Here is a 17,301-nt window from a genome sequence, read left to right as displayed (position 1 = left end):
TGCTTTCGCAAAAAATATTTCATTTCTTAATTACTTTTTCAGAGCACTATAATTTAAATTTTTGTAATAAAAGCCACTTAATAATTTTGGATTTTCAGAAAGATGTTTTATAATATAAAATATAACTATAGTTAAAAACACAAAAAAATGATTATTTAGGATTTGAAAAAAGGAGTAAAAAGGCATATGGACAGGAAAGTATTCTGCCAAAAACTCAGGACAGCAAGAATTGAAGCAGGTTTAAAACAAGAACATGTCGCAAAACATCTAAACCTACCTATTTCTGCGATTTCAGTTATGGAATCAGGTACCAGAAAAGTTGATGTCTTTGAGTTAAAAAAGCTTGCTGATTTTTATAACAAACCAATAGAATGGTTTTTCCATGAACATAATAATACCTTAAGAAGAAGGTGGTATGACCTTGATCCTGTCCTTGCGGAAGCTGTAGATCTTATGAGACAAGCCCCTTCAAAGCTTCAGAAAAGTGCCGCCTATGCTATAATAGGGTTTTTAAAACAAGGTGGCTTTGTTGATCCGGGTAAACAATCGTAAATATTTTAAAAAGAATCAAGAATAGTATCCATTATTTTTTTTTGGTATTAATAACTTTTGCAGCGGCATTTACTTGAATTTTAGAGTTTATACAAGTAATAGCAAGATCTGTTTCATTACTTTGACCTGCATTATATTTATCAAGTTCATTTAATAACTTTGCCTGTGCGCTTATTATAGCCGTATCTTCATTTTCGAAAGAATTCAGAGGTTCATTCCCCGAGCAAATAGCCTTCTTTTCAGAAGGGAAAGAGGTACTTATTGAAGGAGTGTTTTTTATTCCTTGAATCATGATTGCAGTCCTTTATTTATTTAATATTCCTATTTATCGGAAAAATTAAACATAAAATTAAGATATCTTAAGCTATAGTACTTTTCTATTAATTTAAAACATATTTTTTATAAGCGATATATATTTTGAATTAATGCATTTCTCATAACTTCTAAAGTTGGAGTTTGCCCTATCCAGAGCTCAAAGCTTTTTGCTCCTTGCAAAATCAACATTTCAAGACCATTTAGCGTTATCAGATCTCTTTGCTCGGCATATTCAAGAAGTTTTGTTTTTTCAGGTTTATAAACAATATCGTAAACTAAAGCATTTTCCGGCAAAGTTGCTAATGAATTCTTACTTAAAGGAGAAATTCTTTCGTTTTTTCCGTACATTCCAAGCGGTGTAGTATTTACTACCACAGAAAACTCTGACAAATCGGCATTTTCTTCTAGAAACAAACAAATTATATTAATATGCGGGAAATTTTTTAGAATTATTTCTTTTAATTTTTGTGAATTCTCCTGATTTCTGGCAAAAATAGAAATTTCCTTTATTCCCAGTTGGTTCAATCCAGTCATAACAGCTCTTGCTGCTCCGCCTGAACCGATAACAGCCGCTTTTTTATTTTTAATATTTTCTTTTAACACCGTGGGAATTGCCTGAACAAATCCGTAAACATCGGTATTATAGCCGTAAAGTTTTTTATCTTTGTCAATAACAACTGTATTTACAGCACCAACGACTTTTGCAAAATCATCTATCGTATCCAAATACTGCATCACCGCTATTTTGTGAGGAATGGTCACATTAAAACCCCTGAACCCGTTTTCTTTAAGAAAACAAATCTTTTCTGCAAGATTTTGCGGATAGGTTTCAAGAGGAACATAACTTCCCTCAATGCCAATTTCTTTCAAAGCTGCATTGTGCATTACGGGGGAAAGAGAATGTTCTAAAGGATAACCGATTATTCCAAGCTTAATCATTATTTTATTTTCCTTGAACTATAGAAATAATCTTATCAAAATCATTAAGAAATTGATATTTATATACTTAAAACCAAAAAATGATTTTTATGCAAAAAAAAAGACAGTTGGTTAACTGTCTAAAACTTTTGTGATGTAGGTAGGTAGTGTAAAAGGGAAAGGGGGAGTGTGGTAAGATTTTATAAGATTTGCTATTTCTTATATAAATTGTCTATAATTTTGCAATATTTCTTTACAATGTTTTTTACCTGCTGCTTCAAATCATTAATAACAACACATTTCAAAAGAGGCTGACTAAAAAAATTTTTAGCAGCCTCTTTAATTTGAAAATTTATAAATTATTTAATTATTTAATTATTTGAGTTTACTGTCCGCCTCCTCCGTAGGAGAAAGAACGTTTTATACTGTTATCTACGATTTTTTGAGCGGATTGCATTTCTGTTTCCGCCATTTTTAACAGATTTTGGTATTTAAGTACTTCTGCATCAATCTTTTTTTCCATTAATTCAAGTTTTTGCCGCCTTGCTTCAAGACGTTTGACTTCAGGAGAATCAGGTTCAAGATCAGAACCTACTGTAACAAGCTCAACTCCCTGAGATGAAAGCTGCATTTTTGTTTGAGTTAATGTCTGAACCTTATATTCAAGATCCAATTGCATTTGTTGCAAATATTGTAGTCTTATTATGCCTGAGACAAGTCCCATTTTTCTTTCCCCTGTTCTAGTTACTAATATATATTTTACCTTAGGTGGTTTATGTTTATTCCTCCTTTATAATTATGAGGATTATTTTGCTGAATTAATTGCTCCATTTGATATATTCTGTAATTCATTAACTGAACTCTGTATTTAAGGGCTTTTAACTGTTTTCTGGAAACTAAAAAATTCTGAATAGAATTTAAAGTATTTGAAACCATATTTAATAATGGATTTTTGCGTTTGATATAAGATTGGCTAATTCTGAAAAAACTTACCCAATCCTGAAATTTATTGTTTATTTTTGCCGCAATTGCTAACATACAGGTTTTGTACTCCTTTTTAGAAATTGGGCACTATGCTCTTATATATATAAAAACAATTGAGTGCTGTAAATTTCCTATTTTTTGTAAATTTTTGTAAATTTTTATTTAGAAGTTATCTGATAAAATTCAGAACTTTACTTTGCAAATCAGAGCTTTCGGAACTTATTATTTCATTTTGCTTTTGCAATTTTGCTCTTGTTAAAGTAATAGTTTGATTAATTTTTTCTTTTTTCCTTAGAATTTGAAACAAATCACGAATCATATTTTTGATATTAATAAGAATTGTCCCTTGATTAATAATTGCCCTGTGAGTTGATCTTACATATAACCTAACGTTACTCATTTTACATATCCTGTACTGATTTAGAATCAGCTTCTAATCCGGTTTTTAGCATTTTCCTGACTATATCGCCCTGTACATCAAGTTGTTTTACGACCGTTTCAATATTTTTAACTTTCATCGAAAGAACTGTATCGGCATTATTTAAGATTTGACCTGTTGTTGTCTGATAAGTACTAAGAACTGCGCCTGCGTATCCACTTGCCAGATTACCTGACATGCCGGCAAGAACGCCAAAAGGCCCGAAATATGGAGCTAGTGAACTGACCAGTCCTCCTAGTCCTCCAACTACCCCTGCGACAGGAAGGACAATATCAGAATAATTGCCTGTTGTTGCGCCGATGCCGGTCAATGCTCCGGCAGCAGGGATATAAGAGCTTCCTGCTACGGTAGAAGCCGCGCCACCTGTGGGCACTCCGCCTACAGCAAAGCTATCAGAGAGCGAACCGAGTTCATTTCCTATTCCGGTCAAACTATTTAACCCCAATGCACCTATCGCAGCAAGAGGTGCAGCACCGCCTGACGGAAATCCGGGATATTTTGCCATATCGCCCATTCCAAAGGATGATTGTGTACTTGAAGTTGCATTACCTGCTGTACCTGAGGAATAATAAGAAGTCCCAGGAACATTTATTGCTGATGAGCCTAAAACAGGGGAATAACTTGACGGACCGACTAATTTAGCAAGATTCATCAAAAACGAACCTGCAACACCATAACTACCGGCTCCACCTGTATTAGAACCACTTACGGTAAGATCTCTAATCCTGTCATAAGTTTCAAACATTTCTGCTTTTGCATCATTACTGGCTAAACCGAATTTATTGGCTAGTACCAACATTCCGTCGTATTTATAACTCATTTTTCTATACTTATCCCTTCCTGATTTTTCCTCTCCTTAATCTTTAGTTTCCCTAAAAACTATGCGAATGTTTTGAAAGTAGCATCGATGTTTTTATCGATAACTTTTTTAACTGCATCTATTTCTGTCTGAATTTCGTTGTGCATTGTATCAATATCTTTAAGATTCTGCTCAAGAGCTTTATCCTGATTATGTATAGCACCAATCTGATCCACCAGTCGGTTATACTCTGCAGAAATTGCTGCATCACCTCCGGCAGTAACTAACTTCCCTGTAGTTTGGATTACTGTAAAACCGCTGAAATCTGTAGTATTCATCAACGCAGTCATTGCCGTAGCATAATTTTGTTCTATGGAAGAAAGTATCATTCTCTGTTGGTTTACTTGCTGACCATTGTACTCAACGTTGCTTTTTCTTGCTGTAAGCGATAAGAATCTTGCTTGACTGGCGGCTAAACCCATATTTTCAATCTCCATATTGTCTTTTAATAACTTAATTAATTTATCGGCACAATCAATTTATTCTTTAATTTTTTGATTTAAAAAAATTTTAAATTCTTAATATATTTTCAAATTTCCTAAAATATTTCTCTTTTCCTATCCTTTTAACCACACTGTAAAAATAAGGTTTTTTTGTATAACAAAACCATAAATCAATGCAAATAAAGCTTTTTATCCCTAACGATAATTAGAATAATAATTATTAAAAGCATTTCCACATTTTTAATTTATATAAAATAATATATTTACATTTCTTAAAGAAGCTTAACCTTTTGATAGATTTAAGTGATTTAATTATTGTGAATATCTGTCGACAATTTTATATATAAAGCAAATGTTGAATTTATTTATTGATTATTTTTTTGGCGTTATAAAAAACAGATTTTTGTTTTAAAATTCGAATATATTAAATGAGTCAAAAAAATCACAGGTATTTATGAACAAAAACAAAATAAAAATTCTTATAGTAGAAGACACTCCTCAATGGATAAAATTCCATATAAACCTCTTAAACAATTATTTTGAGAATAATTCTTGTGAAATTGATTTTGAAATGAGCGCAAGGTCAGGTTTTAACAGAATTATTGAAAATCAGGAAACCCGTTATGATTTAATAATTTCTGATCTGGAAATGGAAGAAATAACTGAAGAGTCTTATGCAGGAATTTGGTTTATAAGAAATATTCTTAAAAGAAAAGAATGCAAAAATTCCAAAATATTAATTATTTCCGCAAGCTTTGATATTAATTATGTCGCCAAAGAGCTTAATGTGGATTTTATTGCCAAATATGCGCTTTCTAATAATCCTACGCTTCTGAGTTATAAACTGGAAGAAATGGGTTTTTAAAATATAAAACTTTAACCCGCGGATTAATTTTTTATAAATCTCGGGGTTGATGTCTGCTTTTACAAAATAATGCAAACTGTAGTTATATTCTTATGGGGAAGAGATTGATTGCCGAAGTGCAAAAAGTTTGTGTGTTAAACAGGAGGAAATTATGGATAAATATTCAACTGAGTTTGATGTAAATTTAAACGGTGAAATAACGGAAAGAATAACATTAGGTCAAATCTGGGAAAATCAGCCTCCTGTAATGCATTGGTGTTTTGGGCTTACTTGCTTAAGTTTCGGGCTTGTTTATATGCTTTTATGCACAATGCTGTAGCAAGAATTTTTTGAGTTTTATTTTTTCAAAGAAAGAGAAAGTTATAAAAAACTTTCTCTTTTTTATGTCTAATAAAAATTATGGTAAAATTTAAAAATAATTGATGGTTGGGTGGAAATAATCATGGCAAAAGTTGAATTAAAAAACGTCTGTAAATCTTACGAAAAAAAAGTAGAAATAGTAAAAAATATAAATCTTGAAGTTAACGATAAAGAATTTATAGTGCTGGTAGGACCTTCCGGCTGCGGAAAATCAACAATACTAAGAATGATAGCAGGTCTTGAAGAAATAACCTCGGGAGAAATTTTTATCGGGGATAAAGTTGTAAATAACGTTCACCCTAAAGACCGTGATATTGCTATGGTTTTCCAGAATTATGCGCTTTATCCGCATATGGACGTATATGACAACATGGCATTTGGTTTAAAGATGCGCAAATTCAAAAAAGATGTAATTGATAAAAGAGTGAGAGAAGCTGCCGAAATTTTGAACCTTACAGAATATTTGAACAGAAAACCCCGACAACTCTCCGGCGGACAAAGACAAAGAGTTGCTCTTGGAAGAGCAATCGTAAGAGATCCGCAGGTGTTTTTAATGGATGAACCGCTTTCCAATCTTGATGCAAAACTCAGGGTTCAAATGAGATTCGAAATTAAAAAGCTGCATGACTCACTAAAAACAACTTTTGTATACGTAACCCATGATCAGGTGGAAGCTATGACAATGGGCGACAAAATCGTAGTATTAAACAACGGTATAATTCAACAGGCAGACACTCCGGAGCAAATTTATAACTGGCCTGAAAATATTTTTGTGGCAGGTTTTATTGGTTCTCCTGCAATGAATTTTATTGAGACACATATTTTGCCTGACAAAACCATAAAACTCGGAAATTATACAATTTATCCCGATGACAATTTAAAAGCGGTTATTCACAATAATGATTTAATCGATAAAAAAGTTACTATTGGCATCAGACCAGAACATTTCTCCGTAAATTCTGACGGGCTAAAAATCGTTCCTGAACTTGTAGAAATGCTCGGCAGCGAAAAACTTGTTCATTATATTCTGGAAGGCAAAAAAATTGTCGCCAAGCTTTCATCTGACAAAGAAGTTTTGGCAGGAAAAGAAATTAATCTTACTCCTGACATATCAAAAATTCTGATTTTTGATACGGAAACAGGAAAAAGATTTAAAGCATTTTAAGCAATGCTGTTAAACAGGCAGGGTAAAATAAAATGTGGTCCCCTCTCCTTCTTCTGTTTCAAACCATATTTCTCCTTTATGCGCTTCGATTATTTGTTTTGAAAGATATAAGCCAAGACCTGTTCCGATTTTTCTTTTTTCAACAGGATATCTCTGAAATATTTTATTAATATGTTCTCTGGAGATGCCTTCTCCGTTATCCTGTATTGCAAACTGAATACAATTATCTTTAACAAAAGCGCTTATTTTTATCTGCGTTCCTTTTTTTGTATGTTTTATGGCATTGCCGACAAGATTTGAAAAAACTCTGCTTATTTCACCTCTATCAATATTTATTAAAGGCAAATTTTCCTGAATATCAAAAGAAATTTGAGAATCTTTATCGGTTGCAAGATATTTTAAAGCCCTTACTGACTCTTCCAGCAACTCTTTTATGTTTGTTTCCTGCTGATTTAACACAGGAAGCCCTGATTCATAATGATAGACTGACAGCAAATTATTTACTATTTTCAATAAACCTTTATTCGTATTATAAAGATCCTCAAGATATTCGGCATAATGTTCACTTGAGCAGGTTATTTTTTTAGAAATCATTGCCTCAAGTGCTATTTGCTCGGCAAGTATCGGACTTCTTAAGTCATGTGTAAGTGTTGCCATAAAAGTTTTTTTGATTTCTTCTGTTTCCAGTCTTTGCTTTAGTTCTAAGTAAATTATAGATACTGAATCAATTATAAATTTATAAAAGTTCGTTTCGGCAGATGACCAATTTTTTGGTTCAGGGAAACAAATCATTGTATAGCCTAAAATTTCAATTTTTTCTTTCCTAAGTATTCTGGTTGTAAAATATAACAAATAAGACTGTATTTTATTAGAAATCAAATATTCTTTTAATTTCGGATTAAGTATTTCCTGATTAACATCTTTTACAATACTAACCTCTGAAAGTTCTTTTGGTGTCAATTCGCTCGTATATTCTGCGGAAAGAAAAGCCTGATTCAATAAAGGCTGGATGTTCCCATCGTTAAGGACTTCATTTGTAACAAATAAATTGTTTTTTTCATCACGCTGCAAGTGTAAACATCTATTGGGATTAAATAAATTTGATATTTGATTAAGAAGATAATTATATATTCCATCATGGTCAGTAAATTTTCTGGTTTCTAAAATCATATCCCTTAAGATTTTTTCATTAACAAGAGCTTCTTTTATTTCTTCGTTAAGATTAAACAAATTTATTCCGAGGGCAACTTGCTGACATACAGGTTTTAGAAGATCGATATTTTTTTTATCCCAAATTTTTGGAACAGTTGTATTTTCAATTATAATTGTTGCCAGCAATTTATCTTCATAAAAAATAGGCGCATCAATAAAAGATTTTATAGACATAATGTCGCAAAACTTTTTCATATAATCAGGGACTAAAATATGTTCAACATCTTCAACAATAATTTCCTGTTTTTTTATCAAAACACTTGAAATATATTCGGAAACATCTTTGCTATAAGCATCAGTATTAAGAAAAGAACGTATTTGATTATTTTTTCTGTATTCTGAAATAACTTCAGAAAAAATATTTTTTGCCTGATTATAAATTCTTATTTTTACTCTTTCCGCATCAAAAAGTTTTCCTACTTCTTCGCATATCAAATTAAGAGCCTTTTCAAGATTTTCACTTGTAAGAATATTATTTATTATTTTCCTCAAAAAAGTTTCTCTTTTTATGGTTTCTCTATATTTTTCTGTCAAACCAGCCTGATTAATCACTACGGCAGACTCATTTGCTATTGATTCTATTAGATTTTTTTCATCTTCGGTGTATTCTTTTATTTTTTTAATGGAATCAGTTATTAATAGACCTATCGGTTCTCCCGCATAAAACAATGGCGCCATCATAAATGATTTGATTCCAAGTTCTTGCATTAAATTTCTTGTCGCTTCCGGAATTGTTATTTTGCTTACATCATTTACAGCAAGAACCTGTTTTTGTTTTATGGCTATATTTGTATAAACTTCCATTTCTTCTTTTGTAAATTTTTTTCCTGCAATATTTTTATACTCTAAAGATGAAATATAAATGTCATTAGGATTTATGGGGAAAAACTCATTATGCTGAGAATCATAATTAACGAAGAAACATTTATCTGCTTCAAAAATTTTTCCTGTTTTATTAACAATATTTTGAAGAAGTTCATTTATGTTTCGTGATTCCAGCGAGCTTATTACAATTTCTCTTAAAATAAATTCTCTTTCCCTAAGATATTTCAAGTCTTTAATCATATTATTAAAAGAAATAGACAAACTGCCCATTTCATCTTCACCAAAAATTTCAGCTCTTGCATCAAGATTTCCTTCAGAAACGCTCAGCGCTGTTTTTTCAAGAGTATTTAATGAAGCCAGTAGAGCATAAGTAAAACTTGCAAACATATAAATTGTAACCAAAATAATAATAGTTACACAGGAAATTATTATTATTCTTTTATGTTCAAGTTTATTTATTTTTTTTGTTAAAAGATCATTAAGAGTATTTATTTCTTCTTCATAAAACATGAAACTTGAATTAATTGAAGAAGTTGCTGCACTATAATAACTTTTTGGAGATATTTTAATATTTTTTGAATTAATTATTTCTCTATACATCAAATTCAAAAAATAATTTGTAGAAAAATTAATATCATCAAGAAATCTTTCCAATCGCTCTTTTATTATTTTATTTTTATCAAAAATTATTAAAAATTTTGTGTTTACACGGCGCAGAGAATCTTTTATTAAAGTTGCTTTGACAATAAGAAATACTTTTTCATCCTCAATTATTTTTTTTCTTGAAGTTATACCTACTCCGATAGATTTTGCCTGTGCAGTATTTTCTGTCAGTTCCGGCAAATTTCCAGAAATTGCTCGCGCGAGATAAAAATTTTCTATGTCAGAATCCAGCACAAGATTTGAAACATCGCTTATATAAGAAATCAAATAAATAATTTTATTTATTAAAAATGTATGTTTTTTAAATTTTTCATAGGGGTCATATTCTAAAGAATTCTTTTTTAAGTTTAGCCAGTTATCATTGATTTGTAACCAGAGTTTATTCATTTTGAAGACATAATGATTTTTTTGTTGAGCTTTGTTTACAAAATCAATATCTTCATCGATTTTTTTATCTAATAAAATTATTTCGCTTTTTTCTGATAAATTACCTTCAAGCAGTTTTTTTTTGTAATAATAAGCTGTTGCCAGCGCCCTATGCTGCTGGACATCCTGCAAAAGATTTTTAAGTCCGTCTATATATTCAAGACCGATTTTTTCTTTTTGCGCAAACTTAATTTCATATTCAATTTCTGAATAAATGCTAACAAACATAATCGTTATCAATAAAATAATAAGAAAACTTATTATGCTGATTTTAGTCAGATATTTGTATTTATTTAATAAACTTATTCCCGGAGAAAAAAAGCCGTTTTGCATTTTGTTTATTCAATATATTAAGTAAAAACTTATTTATTAAATAGCCATTTTAAAAAAACTTAAAACCTCAATAGAGCAATGTCATATGCTAGTTTTAAAATACACTGTCGCTCAAAAAATTAATAGGTGGCAAAAAAACTCCTTTTAATTTGTCAATTTTTTTTATAAAATTAATAGCATTATGATTGAAAAACAGAAGGCAAAAATGAGTGAATTAATAAAGGACGAAGTGCAGAATCAAAAGCCCGAAGCTACTGATTTATCTGCTCGCGCTGCGCAATTAAAATACTGGTTGGCTTTTTCAAAAATTTATTCAATAGGAACAATTAATTTAAATAGGCTTATGGAGCATTTTGGTTCTATAAAAGAATGCTGGCATGCATCTTCTGCCGATTTGCTAAAAATAGACGGATTTTCGACAAATACGATAGAGCGGTTTGTCAACGAAAGAAATTCTATCGGGGATTTAAACAAAATAGAAGATGATATTCTAAGCCATGACATGCAGGTAATTACACTTGCAGACGAAAATTATCCCTATTATCTTAAACAAATTTATGATCCGCCTATAGTTTTATTCGTAAAAGGCAGCTTAAATAATTTCAATCAGCAAAAAAGCCTTGCAGTAGTGGGCAGCAGAAAAGCAAGCCATTATATAAGAGAAGTTTTAAGAAAAATACTTTCCGAGATAAAAGGGCATGATATTACGATAATCAGCGGAATGGCTTTAGGCGTTGACACTTGCGCTCATCAAACAGCTCTTGATAATGGTTTGAATACAATAGCTGTAATAGGTTCGGGTTTTGACAATATTTATCCGGAAAAAAACAGACCGCTTTATAAAAATATTATTAATTCCGGCGGTGCAATAATTTCTGAATATTTTCCGTCCCAAAAAGCAGCTCCCTGGACATTTCCAAGGAGAAACAGAATAATCAGCGGACTTTCTCTGGGAACTTTAGTTGGCGAAGCAGGTCTTAAAAGTGGCGCGCTAATTACTGCAAAATTATGCCTCGACCAGAATAGAGAACTTATGTGCATCCCTGGTATGGTTACAAATCCAAATACTGAAGGGACATATAAGCTCATTAAAGAAGGGGCTGCCGTAATTACAAGGGCTGAAGATATTTTTAATCAGCTTAATTGGAATTTTAGTCCTGCTTTTAATGCTGAAAACAAAAATATCGAGCCTGAGTTATCAGGAAATATGCAAAAAATATACAGACTTCTCGATCTTGAGTCCAAATCTTTTGATACTATACTTAAAGAAACAAACATAAGTATAGATGAATTGATGATGGCTTTGACTTCTCTGGAATTAGAGGGTGTTATCAAACAACTTCCCGGTCAGCAATTTGTAAAAAACTTGCCTAATTAATAAAAACAGCTTTATATATAAAATAAGCTGAAAAATAATTGGTTGATAATTTTTTTATAGTGGTAAAATAAAAACTGAAAAAATGATTAAAGATAGCGACTCTTTATAAATAATACAAAATGAAGAGACTTTTAAGAGGAACCATAAAATATAATGGCAAAAGCCACTACTAAACCGACTAAAGAAAAAGAACCCAAAGCAAAAAAAGAAAAAGGCAAAAAAAGCCTTGTAATTGTTGAATCTCCTGCAAAAGCAAAAACTATTAAGAAAATTCTCGGAGATTCTTACTTTATAAAAGCGTCTGTCGGACATATAAGGGATTTACCGCAAAAATCACTCGGAGTGGATGTAAAAAACAATTTTGAGCCGGAATACGAAATTCTGGAAAACAAAAAGAAAGTTGTAGATGATTTAAATCAGGCAGCAGAAGAAGCTGATGACATCTTCCTCGCTCCCGACCCTGACCGTGAAGGGGAAGCTATTGCATGGCATATTTCGACTATTCTTAATAAGCCTAAAAAAAATATTCACAGGATTGTATTTAACGAAATTACAAAAACCGCTATTCTGGAAGCTGTAAAAACTCCCAGAAACATAGATATGGACATGGTCAATGCCCAACAAACAAGAAGAATTCTTGACAGGCTGGTTGGTTACAAAATTAGTCCGCTTCTCTGGCAAAAAGTTGGCAAAGGTCTGTCTGCCGGTAGAGTTCAAAGTGTTGCAGTCAAAATTATTTGCGACAGGGAAGAAGAAATTGAAGCATTTATTCCTGTAGAATACTGGACAATAACCGCAGAGCTTTCCAAACTCAAGTCTTCAGTTTGTTTTAATGCAGAATTAACCAAATATAACGGCGAAAAAATAGAAATAAAAAACGGTGATGACTCGGCTAAAATAGTGGAAACACTTTCTAAATCGTCAACAGAGTTTAAAGTTTCGAAAGTTACAACAAGAAATACACAAAGAAAACCTCAAGCACCATTCATAACAAGTACACTTCAGCGTGAAGCAAGCAGCAGACTCGGTTATAGCGTTAAAAAGACGATGCAGGTTGCACAAAAACTTTATGAAGGGATAGAACTCGGCTCAAGCGGACATGTCGGTCTTATTACTTATATGAGAACTGACAGCACCAGAATTTCTGATGAAGCAAGAGATGCAGCTAAAGAATATATAATTGAACACTACGGCAAGAACTATTACCCCGAAGAGCCAAGAGTTTATGCCAAAAAAGGCAAGAACGTACAGGATGCTCACGAGGCTATACGTCCATCTTATATAGATAAAAACCCTGAATCAGTCAGACAATATTTAACTCCCGAACAGCATAAGCTTTATAAGCTTATATGGGAAAAATTTATAGCAAGCCAGATGCAAAGCGCTGAAGTTAAAACTATTTCTGTTGAAATAGAAGCGGCAAAATATACTTTTAGGGCAAGCAGCAGCAAAATTACTTTTGACGGCTTTCTTATAGTTTATGACGACAGGGAAGACGAAGAAAAAACTGATGCTATTCCTGATTTAAACAAAGATGATGTTTTAAAACTCAAAAAAATTGACCCGAAACAACATTTTACCCAGCCGCCTCCCAGATATTCCGAGGCAACTCTTGTTAAAGCCCTTGAAGAATTAGGAGTAGGAAGACCAAGTACTTATGCTCCGACTATTTCTACAATTCAGGACAGGGGTTATGTAATCAAGGAAGAAAAAGCTCTTGTTCCTACAGTGCTGGGCAGAGCGGTAAATGGACTTCTCGTCAAACATTTCCCCGAGATTGTTGATTCTCAATTTACTGCAAATATGGAAAACAATCTCGACGATATAGCCGAAAATCATGCGCAATGGAAGAAAATTCTCGGCAATTTCTATGAGCCTTTTGCAGAAGTTCTGAAAAAGGCAAAAAAAGAAATGGAAAAAATAGAAATTTTAACTGAGCATGTTTGTAGCGATTGCGGAAAACAAATGGCTTTAAAAACGACTTTCGGTTCACAATTTTTGGGCTGTTCGGGATATCCTGAATGCAAAAACACCATGCCTCTTGCCAAAGACCAAAAACCTCTCCCTGAAGACAGACCTTCAGATGAACTTTGCGAAAAATGCAACTCTTCAATGCTTATAAAAAGAGGTCCTTATGGGGATTATCTTTCCTGCACAAACGAAGAATGCAAACACAGAAAAAAATTCATCAAAAAAACTGGGGTTAAATGCCCGCAGGTAGAATGCGAAGGGGAATTAATCGAGAAAAAATCCCGCTACGGAAAAGTATTTTACGGCTGCGATAAATATCCGGCATGTACTTTTGCACTCTGGAATGAGCCTGCCGGAGAGACCTGCCCCGAATGCAAATCAATGCTTATAAAAAAATACCTTAAAAGAGGTAATAAAATTGCCTGTTCAAACAAAGAATGTTCCTTTGAAAAACCTATGGAGTCTTAATAAAAAATGACTCTCAGGTGTTATAAATAAATAAATTAATCGGGTATATAATAATTATTAAGTTTTATTATTTTTTTATTTTGTTAATTATTTTTTAAAGAGGAGTTGAATTTATGTCAATTGGTAGTATTGATTCTCAACAGTCTTATGTTTCTCAATCCGAGCAAACCCCCAAAAAACCGCCTAGCGCTGAGGATATGTTTAATAAACTGACACAGGATGTTGGCGGCGAGGGAAAAACTATTACAAAAGATCAACTGGAAAGCTATATCAAAAAACTTGAATCTGACAGCAGTACCAGTTCCGCCGACAAGCACAAATTAGGATTCCTTAAACAGTTAGACTCTAACTTTAATAAAATTTCAAACGGAAGCGATAGCATTACAGCTGATGATTTAAAAAAAGGAAAAGATTACATGAAACCACCCGAAGGTGGTTCAAAAGGTTCAAAAGGAGCTAAAGGTGCAGATGCAGCTGACGGCACTAAAAGCACAAGTTCCTCAAGCAGCAGCAAGCTTACAAAAGATGAATTACAGAGCTATCTGAACGAATTAAAAACAATGAATGCTTCAGATAGTGATATAGCTAAACAAATACAACAAGCTATATCAAATTACGGCAAGTCTTCAAGCAGTAGTACACTGACTGAAGCCGCTATTCAAAAAGCTATAAAGGATTTAAAATCAGATTCTTCTTCAACTGATCCTCAAGATCCTTCAACTATAACTTCTGATCAACTTGAATCTCCTATAGATATCAGAGTATAAAATTTTTGAAGAATCAAAACTTCAGCACTAAAAAACCTGCCGAAAAACAGCAGGTTTTTTAATGCTATATAAGATTTTCTTTTAAAGCCAGTATGGCTGCCTGTGTTCTGTCACTTACCGCAAGTTTGTGAATTATACTGCGGACATGATTTTTTACAGTATGCAAAGAGAGATAGAGCTTTTCTGAAATATCTTTATTATTTAAGCCGTTTGCAATTAATTTTAAGATTTCTTTTTCTCTGTTTGTAAGATTATTAGCATTTTCTTTTTGTGTATTACCCGCAGGCGTAATTGATTTTGACTGTAAAAGTTCTAAAATATATCCTGCTATACTGGAATCTACCCATAAAGAGCCATCTATTACTGTTTTGATTACATTAACAAGATCTTCAATCAAAATATTTTTCATACAATAAGCATTAGCACCGGAATTAAAAGCTGACAAAACTTGTTCTTTTTCGTTATACGAAGTCAGCATAATTATTTTTATATCATTATTAATAGCCTTAATTTTTTGTGCTGACTTTATTCCGTTTAAAACAGGCATCATAATGTCCATTAATACTACATCTGGGTTTGTTTTTTTAACAAACTCGACAGCCTCATCACCGTTGACAGCTTCGGCAACCACTTTTATATTTTCATATTTTTCAAGTCCATAAATCAGTCCCTGTCTTGTATGATCATGGTCTTCGGCTATCAATACTTTTATACTCATTATTTTTTATCCTCTTATAATTGAACTTTTAGCGGCAGTTTAATAATAAATTTTGTATATTTATTTATTTCACTATCAACAGTTATTTCTCCATGATGTATTTCGATTAATTTTTTACAAACATAAAGCCCTAAACCTGAACCAATTTTCCTTTCAGCGCTTTTTCCGCTATAGTAGGGATCAAATATGCTCATTAAATCTTCTTGTGCAATACCTGAACCGTTATCCTGAACAAATATCTTGATAAATTCATTACAGGATTCCGCACTAATTTCAATTTTGCCATTTTGGGTTAAATTATCGATGGAATTTGAAATTAAATTCAAGAAAACTCTTTTAACACTTGTAATATCTGCATTAAATAGGGCAAAATCTTTTGGAATATTGTTTAAAAGCTGAAGATTTTTCTCTAAAGCAAGCGGATTTAATTTTTCATAACAATTATCTATTAATTCAGAAAGATTTATATTTGAAATTATAAGATTCAAATTTTGAGAATCAAAGCGATATGATTCCAAAATTAAATTAACCATTCTTAACAGATGTTTATTATTTTTTTCTAATCCTTTAGCCAGTGCATAAGGACCTTTTAATCCCAGTGACTCGAATTCATTTGCTATTATTCCAAGAGAGCGTTCTTGAGCTATTAATGGAGTTTTAAGATCATGTGTCAAATTGGTTACAAAGCTTTTTCTTAGTGTATCTTTTTCTCTCAAACCTTTTATCATTTGATTAAAATCGTTAAAAATGCCAAATATTTGTTCCTGCTTAATATGAGTATCGAGTTCAAATGATAAATTACCCTGCTGAACCTGTTTTAAAGCATTGGAAAGAACCAACAGAGGTTTGATGAAATTTCTACTGAGATAAAAGCCCATTAATAAACTAAAAACAGACCCTGCCAATAAAATTAGCAGTCCTAATTCATTCTCAACATCATGTCCTGTCCCCGGTGGGGGTGGGGGACCTTGAAAACCATGCGGTGGTGAAGAAAATGAAGAAATCGGCATGTCCGCAGGTTTTATTAGCAAAATAGCGACTGTTTTGCCATAATTATCGTTTATTTTTACTTCTTTATGTTCAGAATTTTCTATTTTAGCAAAATCGATAAATCTTGAAATTTGAGGCATTTTATTTTGCATAAAAGGAGGAAGATTTTGAGGAAATAAAGGATCTTTAAGACTTTTCAAAAAAGAATTTTTATCTGTTTTATTTCCCAGATATATTTCTATATCAAAAGGACCATTGGGATGAAACTGTTTAAGGTCTACTTTTTCAGCAATTTTTATGCCTTTTATTTTTGAATTTTTAAATGGAGTTACTAAAACATTGTAAAGTTCAGGTTTATTAGAAGATTTAGATTTGATTGCTTCATAATAAGATTCAACTTTAATTATTTTTTTATCATAAATTAACTCTATTTTTTCTGTTTTAAAAATATCTTGCAGATTCTTTAAAAGAACTTTTTCTGTCGGCAAATATAATATTTTCTCTAAAATATAACTTTCTCTGATTTTCAAATATTGCTGGGTTGTCCGTTTTAATTCTTTGCTTCCAAAATCAAGGAAATGCTGATTTTTTTCTTTCATCATGCGATTCATTTGATAATGATTCCATGAAAACATCAGTACTAGCGGAAC

General features: G+C 32.1%; 17 protein-coding genes. 7 read left to right on the top strand and 10 right to left on the bottom strand.

What is annotated here, in order from left to right; all coding sequences use genetic code 11:
* Positions 1–186 precede the first annotated feature (186 nt).
* Entirely contained in the window at positions 187–552 is a 366-nt protein-coding gene (locus WCG23_04360) for a helix-turn-helix transcriptional regulator (GenBank protein MEI8389102.1), read from the top strand.
* A gap of 31 nt (positions 553–583) precedes the next feature.
* On the opposite strand, the gene WCG23_04355 is transcribed toward WCG23_04360, so the two are convergent.
* The 7 genes from WCG23_04355 to WCG23_04325 form a co-directional block, all read right to left on the bottom strand.
* Positions 584–844, bottom strand: a complete 261-nt coding sequence (locus WCG23_04355) for a hypothetical protein (protein ID MEI8389101.1) — start codon at positions 842–844, stop codon at positions 584–586.
* A gap of 107 nt (positions 845–951) precedes the next feature.
* On the bottom strand, positions 952–1,806 hold the full coding sequence (locus WCG23_04350) for a shikimate dehydrogenase (GenBank protein ID MEI8389100.1): 855 nt from the start codon (positions 1,804–1,806) through the stop codon (positions 952–954).
* Between the two features lie 364 nt (positions 1,807–2,170).
* Entirely contained in the window at positions 2,171–2,509 is a 339-nt protein-coding gene (locus tag WCG23_04345; GenBank protein ID MEI8389099.1) for a hypothetical protein, read from the bottom strand.
* A 35-nt stretch (positions 2,510–2,544) separates the two neighbouring features.
* Complete coding sequence (locus WCG23_04340; GenBank protein MEI8389098.1) at positions 2,545–2,823, bottom strand: hypothetical protein; 279 nt, start codon at positions 2,821–2,823, stop codon at positions 2,545–2,547.
* 115 nt (positions 2,824–2,938) lie between these two features.
* Positions 2,939–3,169, bottom strand: coding sequence for a hypothetical protein (locus WCG23_04335; protein ID MEI8389097.1), 231 nt, complete (start codon positions 3,167–3,169; stop codon positions 2,939–2,941).
* Position 3,170: 1 nt separating this feature from the next.
* Complete coding sequence (locus tag WCG23_04330; protein ID MEI8389096.1) at positions 3,171–4,028, bottom strand: hypothetical protein; 858 nt, start codon at positions 4,026–4,028, stop codon at positions 3,171–3,173.
* 59 nt (positions 4,029–4,087) lie between these two features.
* The gene (locus WCG23_04325) at positions 4,088–4,489 is read right to left on the bottom strand and encodes a hypothetical protein (protein MEI8389095.1); all 402 of its coding nucleotides are present in this window, start codon (positions 4,487–4,489) and stop codon (positions 4,088–4,090) included.
* A 475-nt stretch (positions 4,490–4,964) separates the two neighbouring features.
* Between WCG23_04325 and WCG23_04320 the strand changes: the two genes are divergently transcribed.
* From WCG23_04320 to ugpC, 3 genes are all read left to right on the top strand, one after another.
* Positions 4,965–5,375 carry a response regulator gene (locus WCG23_04320; GenBank protein MEI8389094.1) on the top strand — a complete coding sequence of 137 codons (411 nt, stop codon included), beginning with the start codon at positions 4,965–4,967 and terminating at the stop codon, positions 5,373–5,375.
* Positions 5,376–5,526: 151 nt separating this feature from the next.
* Positions 5,527–5,694, top strand: a complete 168-nt coding sequence (locus WCG23_04315) for a hypothetical protein (protein MEI8389093.1) — start codon at positions 5,527–5,529, stop codon at positions 5,692–5,694.
* A gap of 123 nt (positions 5,695–5,817) precedes the next feature.
* The gene (gene ugpC, locus WCG23_04310; protein ID MEI8389092.1) at positions 5,818–6,900 is read left to right on the top strand and encodes a sn-glycerol-3-phosphate ABC transporter ATP-binding protein UgpC; all 1,083 of its coding nucleotides are present in this window, start codon (positions 5,818–5,820) and stop codon (positions 6,898–6,900) included.
* A 9-nt stretch (positions 6,901–6,909) separates the two neighbouring features.
* Here the strand turns inward: ugpC and WCG23_04305 are convergent, their stop codons facing one another.
* Positions 6,910–10,359, bottom strand: coding sequence for an ATP-binding protein (locus WCG23_04305; GenBank protein MEI8389091.1), 3,450 nt, complete (start codon positions 10,357–10,359; stop codon positions 6,910–6,912).
* 205 nt (positions 10,360–10,564) lie between these two features.
* On the opposite strand from WCG23_04305, the gene dprA reads away from it, so the two are divergent.
* The 3 genes from dprA to WCG23_04290 all read left to right on the top strand — a co-directional run bounded on the left by dprA (position 10,565) and on the right by WCG23_04290 (position 14,943).
* Positions 10,565–11,737, top strand: a complete 1,173-nt coding sequence (gene dprA / locus WCG23_04300) for a DNA-processing protein DprA (GenBank protein ID MEI8389090.1) — start codon at positions 10,565–10,567, stop codon at positions 11,735–11,737.
* Between the two features lie 153 nt (positions 11,738–11,890).
* A complete protein-coding gene (topA, locus tag WCG23_04295; protein MEI8389089.1) occupies positions 11,891–14,176 on the top strand; it encodes a type I DNA topoisomerase in 2,286 nt (761 codons plus the stop codon).
* 113 nt (positions 14,177–14,289) lie between these two features.
* The gene (locus WCG23_04290; GenBank protein ID MEI8389088.1) at positions 14,290–14,943 is read left to right on the top strand and encodes a hypothetical protein; all 654 of its coding nucleotides are present in this window, start codon (positions 14,290–14,292) and stop codon (positions 14,941–14,943) included.
* Positions 14,944–15,007: 64 nt separating this feature from the next.
* Here the strand turns inward: WCG23_04290 and WCG23_04285 are convergent, their stop codons facing one another.
* Together WCG23_04285 and WCG23_04280 are read right to left on the bottom strand one after the other, a co-directional pair.
* Positions 15,008–15,661, bottom strand: coding sequence for a response regulator transcription factor (locus WCG23_04285; protein MEI8389087.1), 654 nt, complete (start codon positions 15,659–15,661; stop codon positions 15,008–15,010).
* A gap of 14 nt (positions 15,662–15,675) precedes the next feature.
* Positions 15,676–17,262 carry a HAMP domain-containing sensor histidine kinase gene (locus tag WCG23_04280; protein MEI8389086.1) on the bottom strand — a complete coding sequence of 529 codons (1,587 nt, stop codon included), beginning with the start codon at positions 17,260–17,262 and terminating at the stop codon, positions 15,676–15,678.
* Between the last annotated feature and the right edge of the window lie 39 nt (positions 17,263–17,301).

It is taken from the genome of bacterium (assembly GCA_037147175.1).
In the GTDB taxonomy this organism is placed as follows: domain Bacteria; phylum Cyanobacteriota; class Vampirovibrionia; order Gastranaerophilales; family UBA9971; genus UBA9971.
This window is presented reverse-complemented; position numbering and strand designations above follow the sequence as displayed.

What these genes read in the sequence shown, in the direction of transcription:
- WCG23_04285 (MEI8389087.1), bottom strand. Translation starts at nt 15,661, where the DNA reads ATGAGTATAAAAGTATTGATAGCCGAAGACCATGATCATACAAGACAG.
- WCG23_04290 (MEI8389088.1), top strand. Translation starts at nt 14,290, where the DNA reads ATGTCAATTGGTAGTATTGATTCTCAACAGTCTTATGTTTCTCAATCC.
- WCG23_04305 (MEI8389091.1), bottom strand. Translation starts at nt 10,359, where the DNA reads ATGCAAAACGGCTTTTTTTCTCCGGGAATAAGTTTATTAAATAAATAC.
- dprA (MEI8389090.1), top strand. Translation starts at nt 10,565, where the DNA reads ATGAGTGAATTAATAAAGGACGAAGTGCAGAATCAAAAGCCCGAAGCT.
- WCG23_04330 (MEI8389096.1), bottom strand. Translation starts at nt 4,028, where the DNA reads ATGAGTTATAAATACGACGGAATGTTGGTACTAGCCAATAAATTCGGT.
- WCG23_04335 (MEI8389097.1), bottom strand. Translation starts at nt 3,169, where the DNA reads ATGAGTAACGTTAGGTTATATGTAAGATCAACTCACAGGGCAATTATT.
- WCG23_04315 (MEI8389093.1), top strand. Translation starts at nt 5,527, where the DNA reads ATGGATAAATATTCAACTGAGTTTGATGTAAATTTAAACGGTGAAATA.
- WCG23_04280 (MEI8389086.1), bottom strand. Translation starts at nt 17,262, where the DNA reads ATGAATCGCATGATGAAAGAAAAAAATCAGCATTTCCTTGATTTTGGA.
- ugpC (MEI8389092.1), top strand. Translation starts at nt 5,818, where the DNA reads ATGGCAAAAGTTGAATTAAAAAACGTCTGTAAATCTTACGAAAAAAAA.
- WCG23_04320 (MEI8389094.1), top strand. Translation starts at nt 4,965, where the DNA reads ATGAACAAAAACAAAATAAAAATTCTTATAGTAGAAGACACTCCTCAA.
- WCG23_04355 (MEI8389101.1), bottom strand. Translation starts at nt 844, where the DNA reads ATGATTCAAGGAATAAAAAACACTCCTTCAATAAGTACCTCTTTCCCT.
- WCG23_04360 (MEI8389102.1), top strand. Translation starts at nt 187, where the DNA reads ATGGACAGGAAAGTATTCTGCCAAAAACTCAGGACAGCAAGAATTGAA.
- WCG23_04350 (MEI8389100.1), bottom strand. Translation starts at nt 1,806, where the DNA reads ATGATTAAGCTTGGAATAATCGGTTATCCTTTAGAACATTCTCTTTCC.
- WCG23_04325 (MEI8389095.1), bottom strand. Translation starts at nt 4,489, where the DNA reads ATGGGTTTAGCCGCCAGTCAAGCAAGATTCTTATCGCTTACAGCAAGA.
- WCG23_04345 (MEI8389099.1), bottom strand. Translation starts at nt 2,509, where the DNA reads ATGGGACTTGTCTCAGGCATAATAAGACTACAATATTTGCAACAAATG.
- WCG23_04340 (MEI8389098.1), bottom strand. Translation starts at nt 2,823, where the DNA reads ATGTTAGCAATTGCGGCAAAAATAAACAATAAATTTCAGGATTGGGTA.
- topA (MEI8389089.1), top strand. Translation starts at nt 11,891, where the DNA reads ATGGCAAAAGCCACTACTAAACCGACTAAAGAAAAAGAACCCAAAGCA.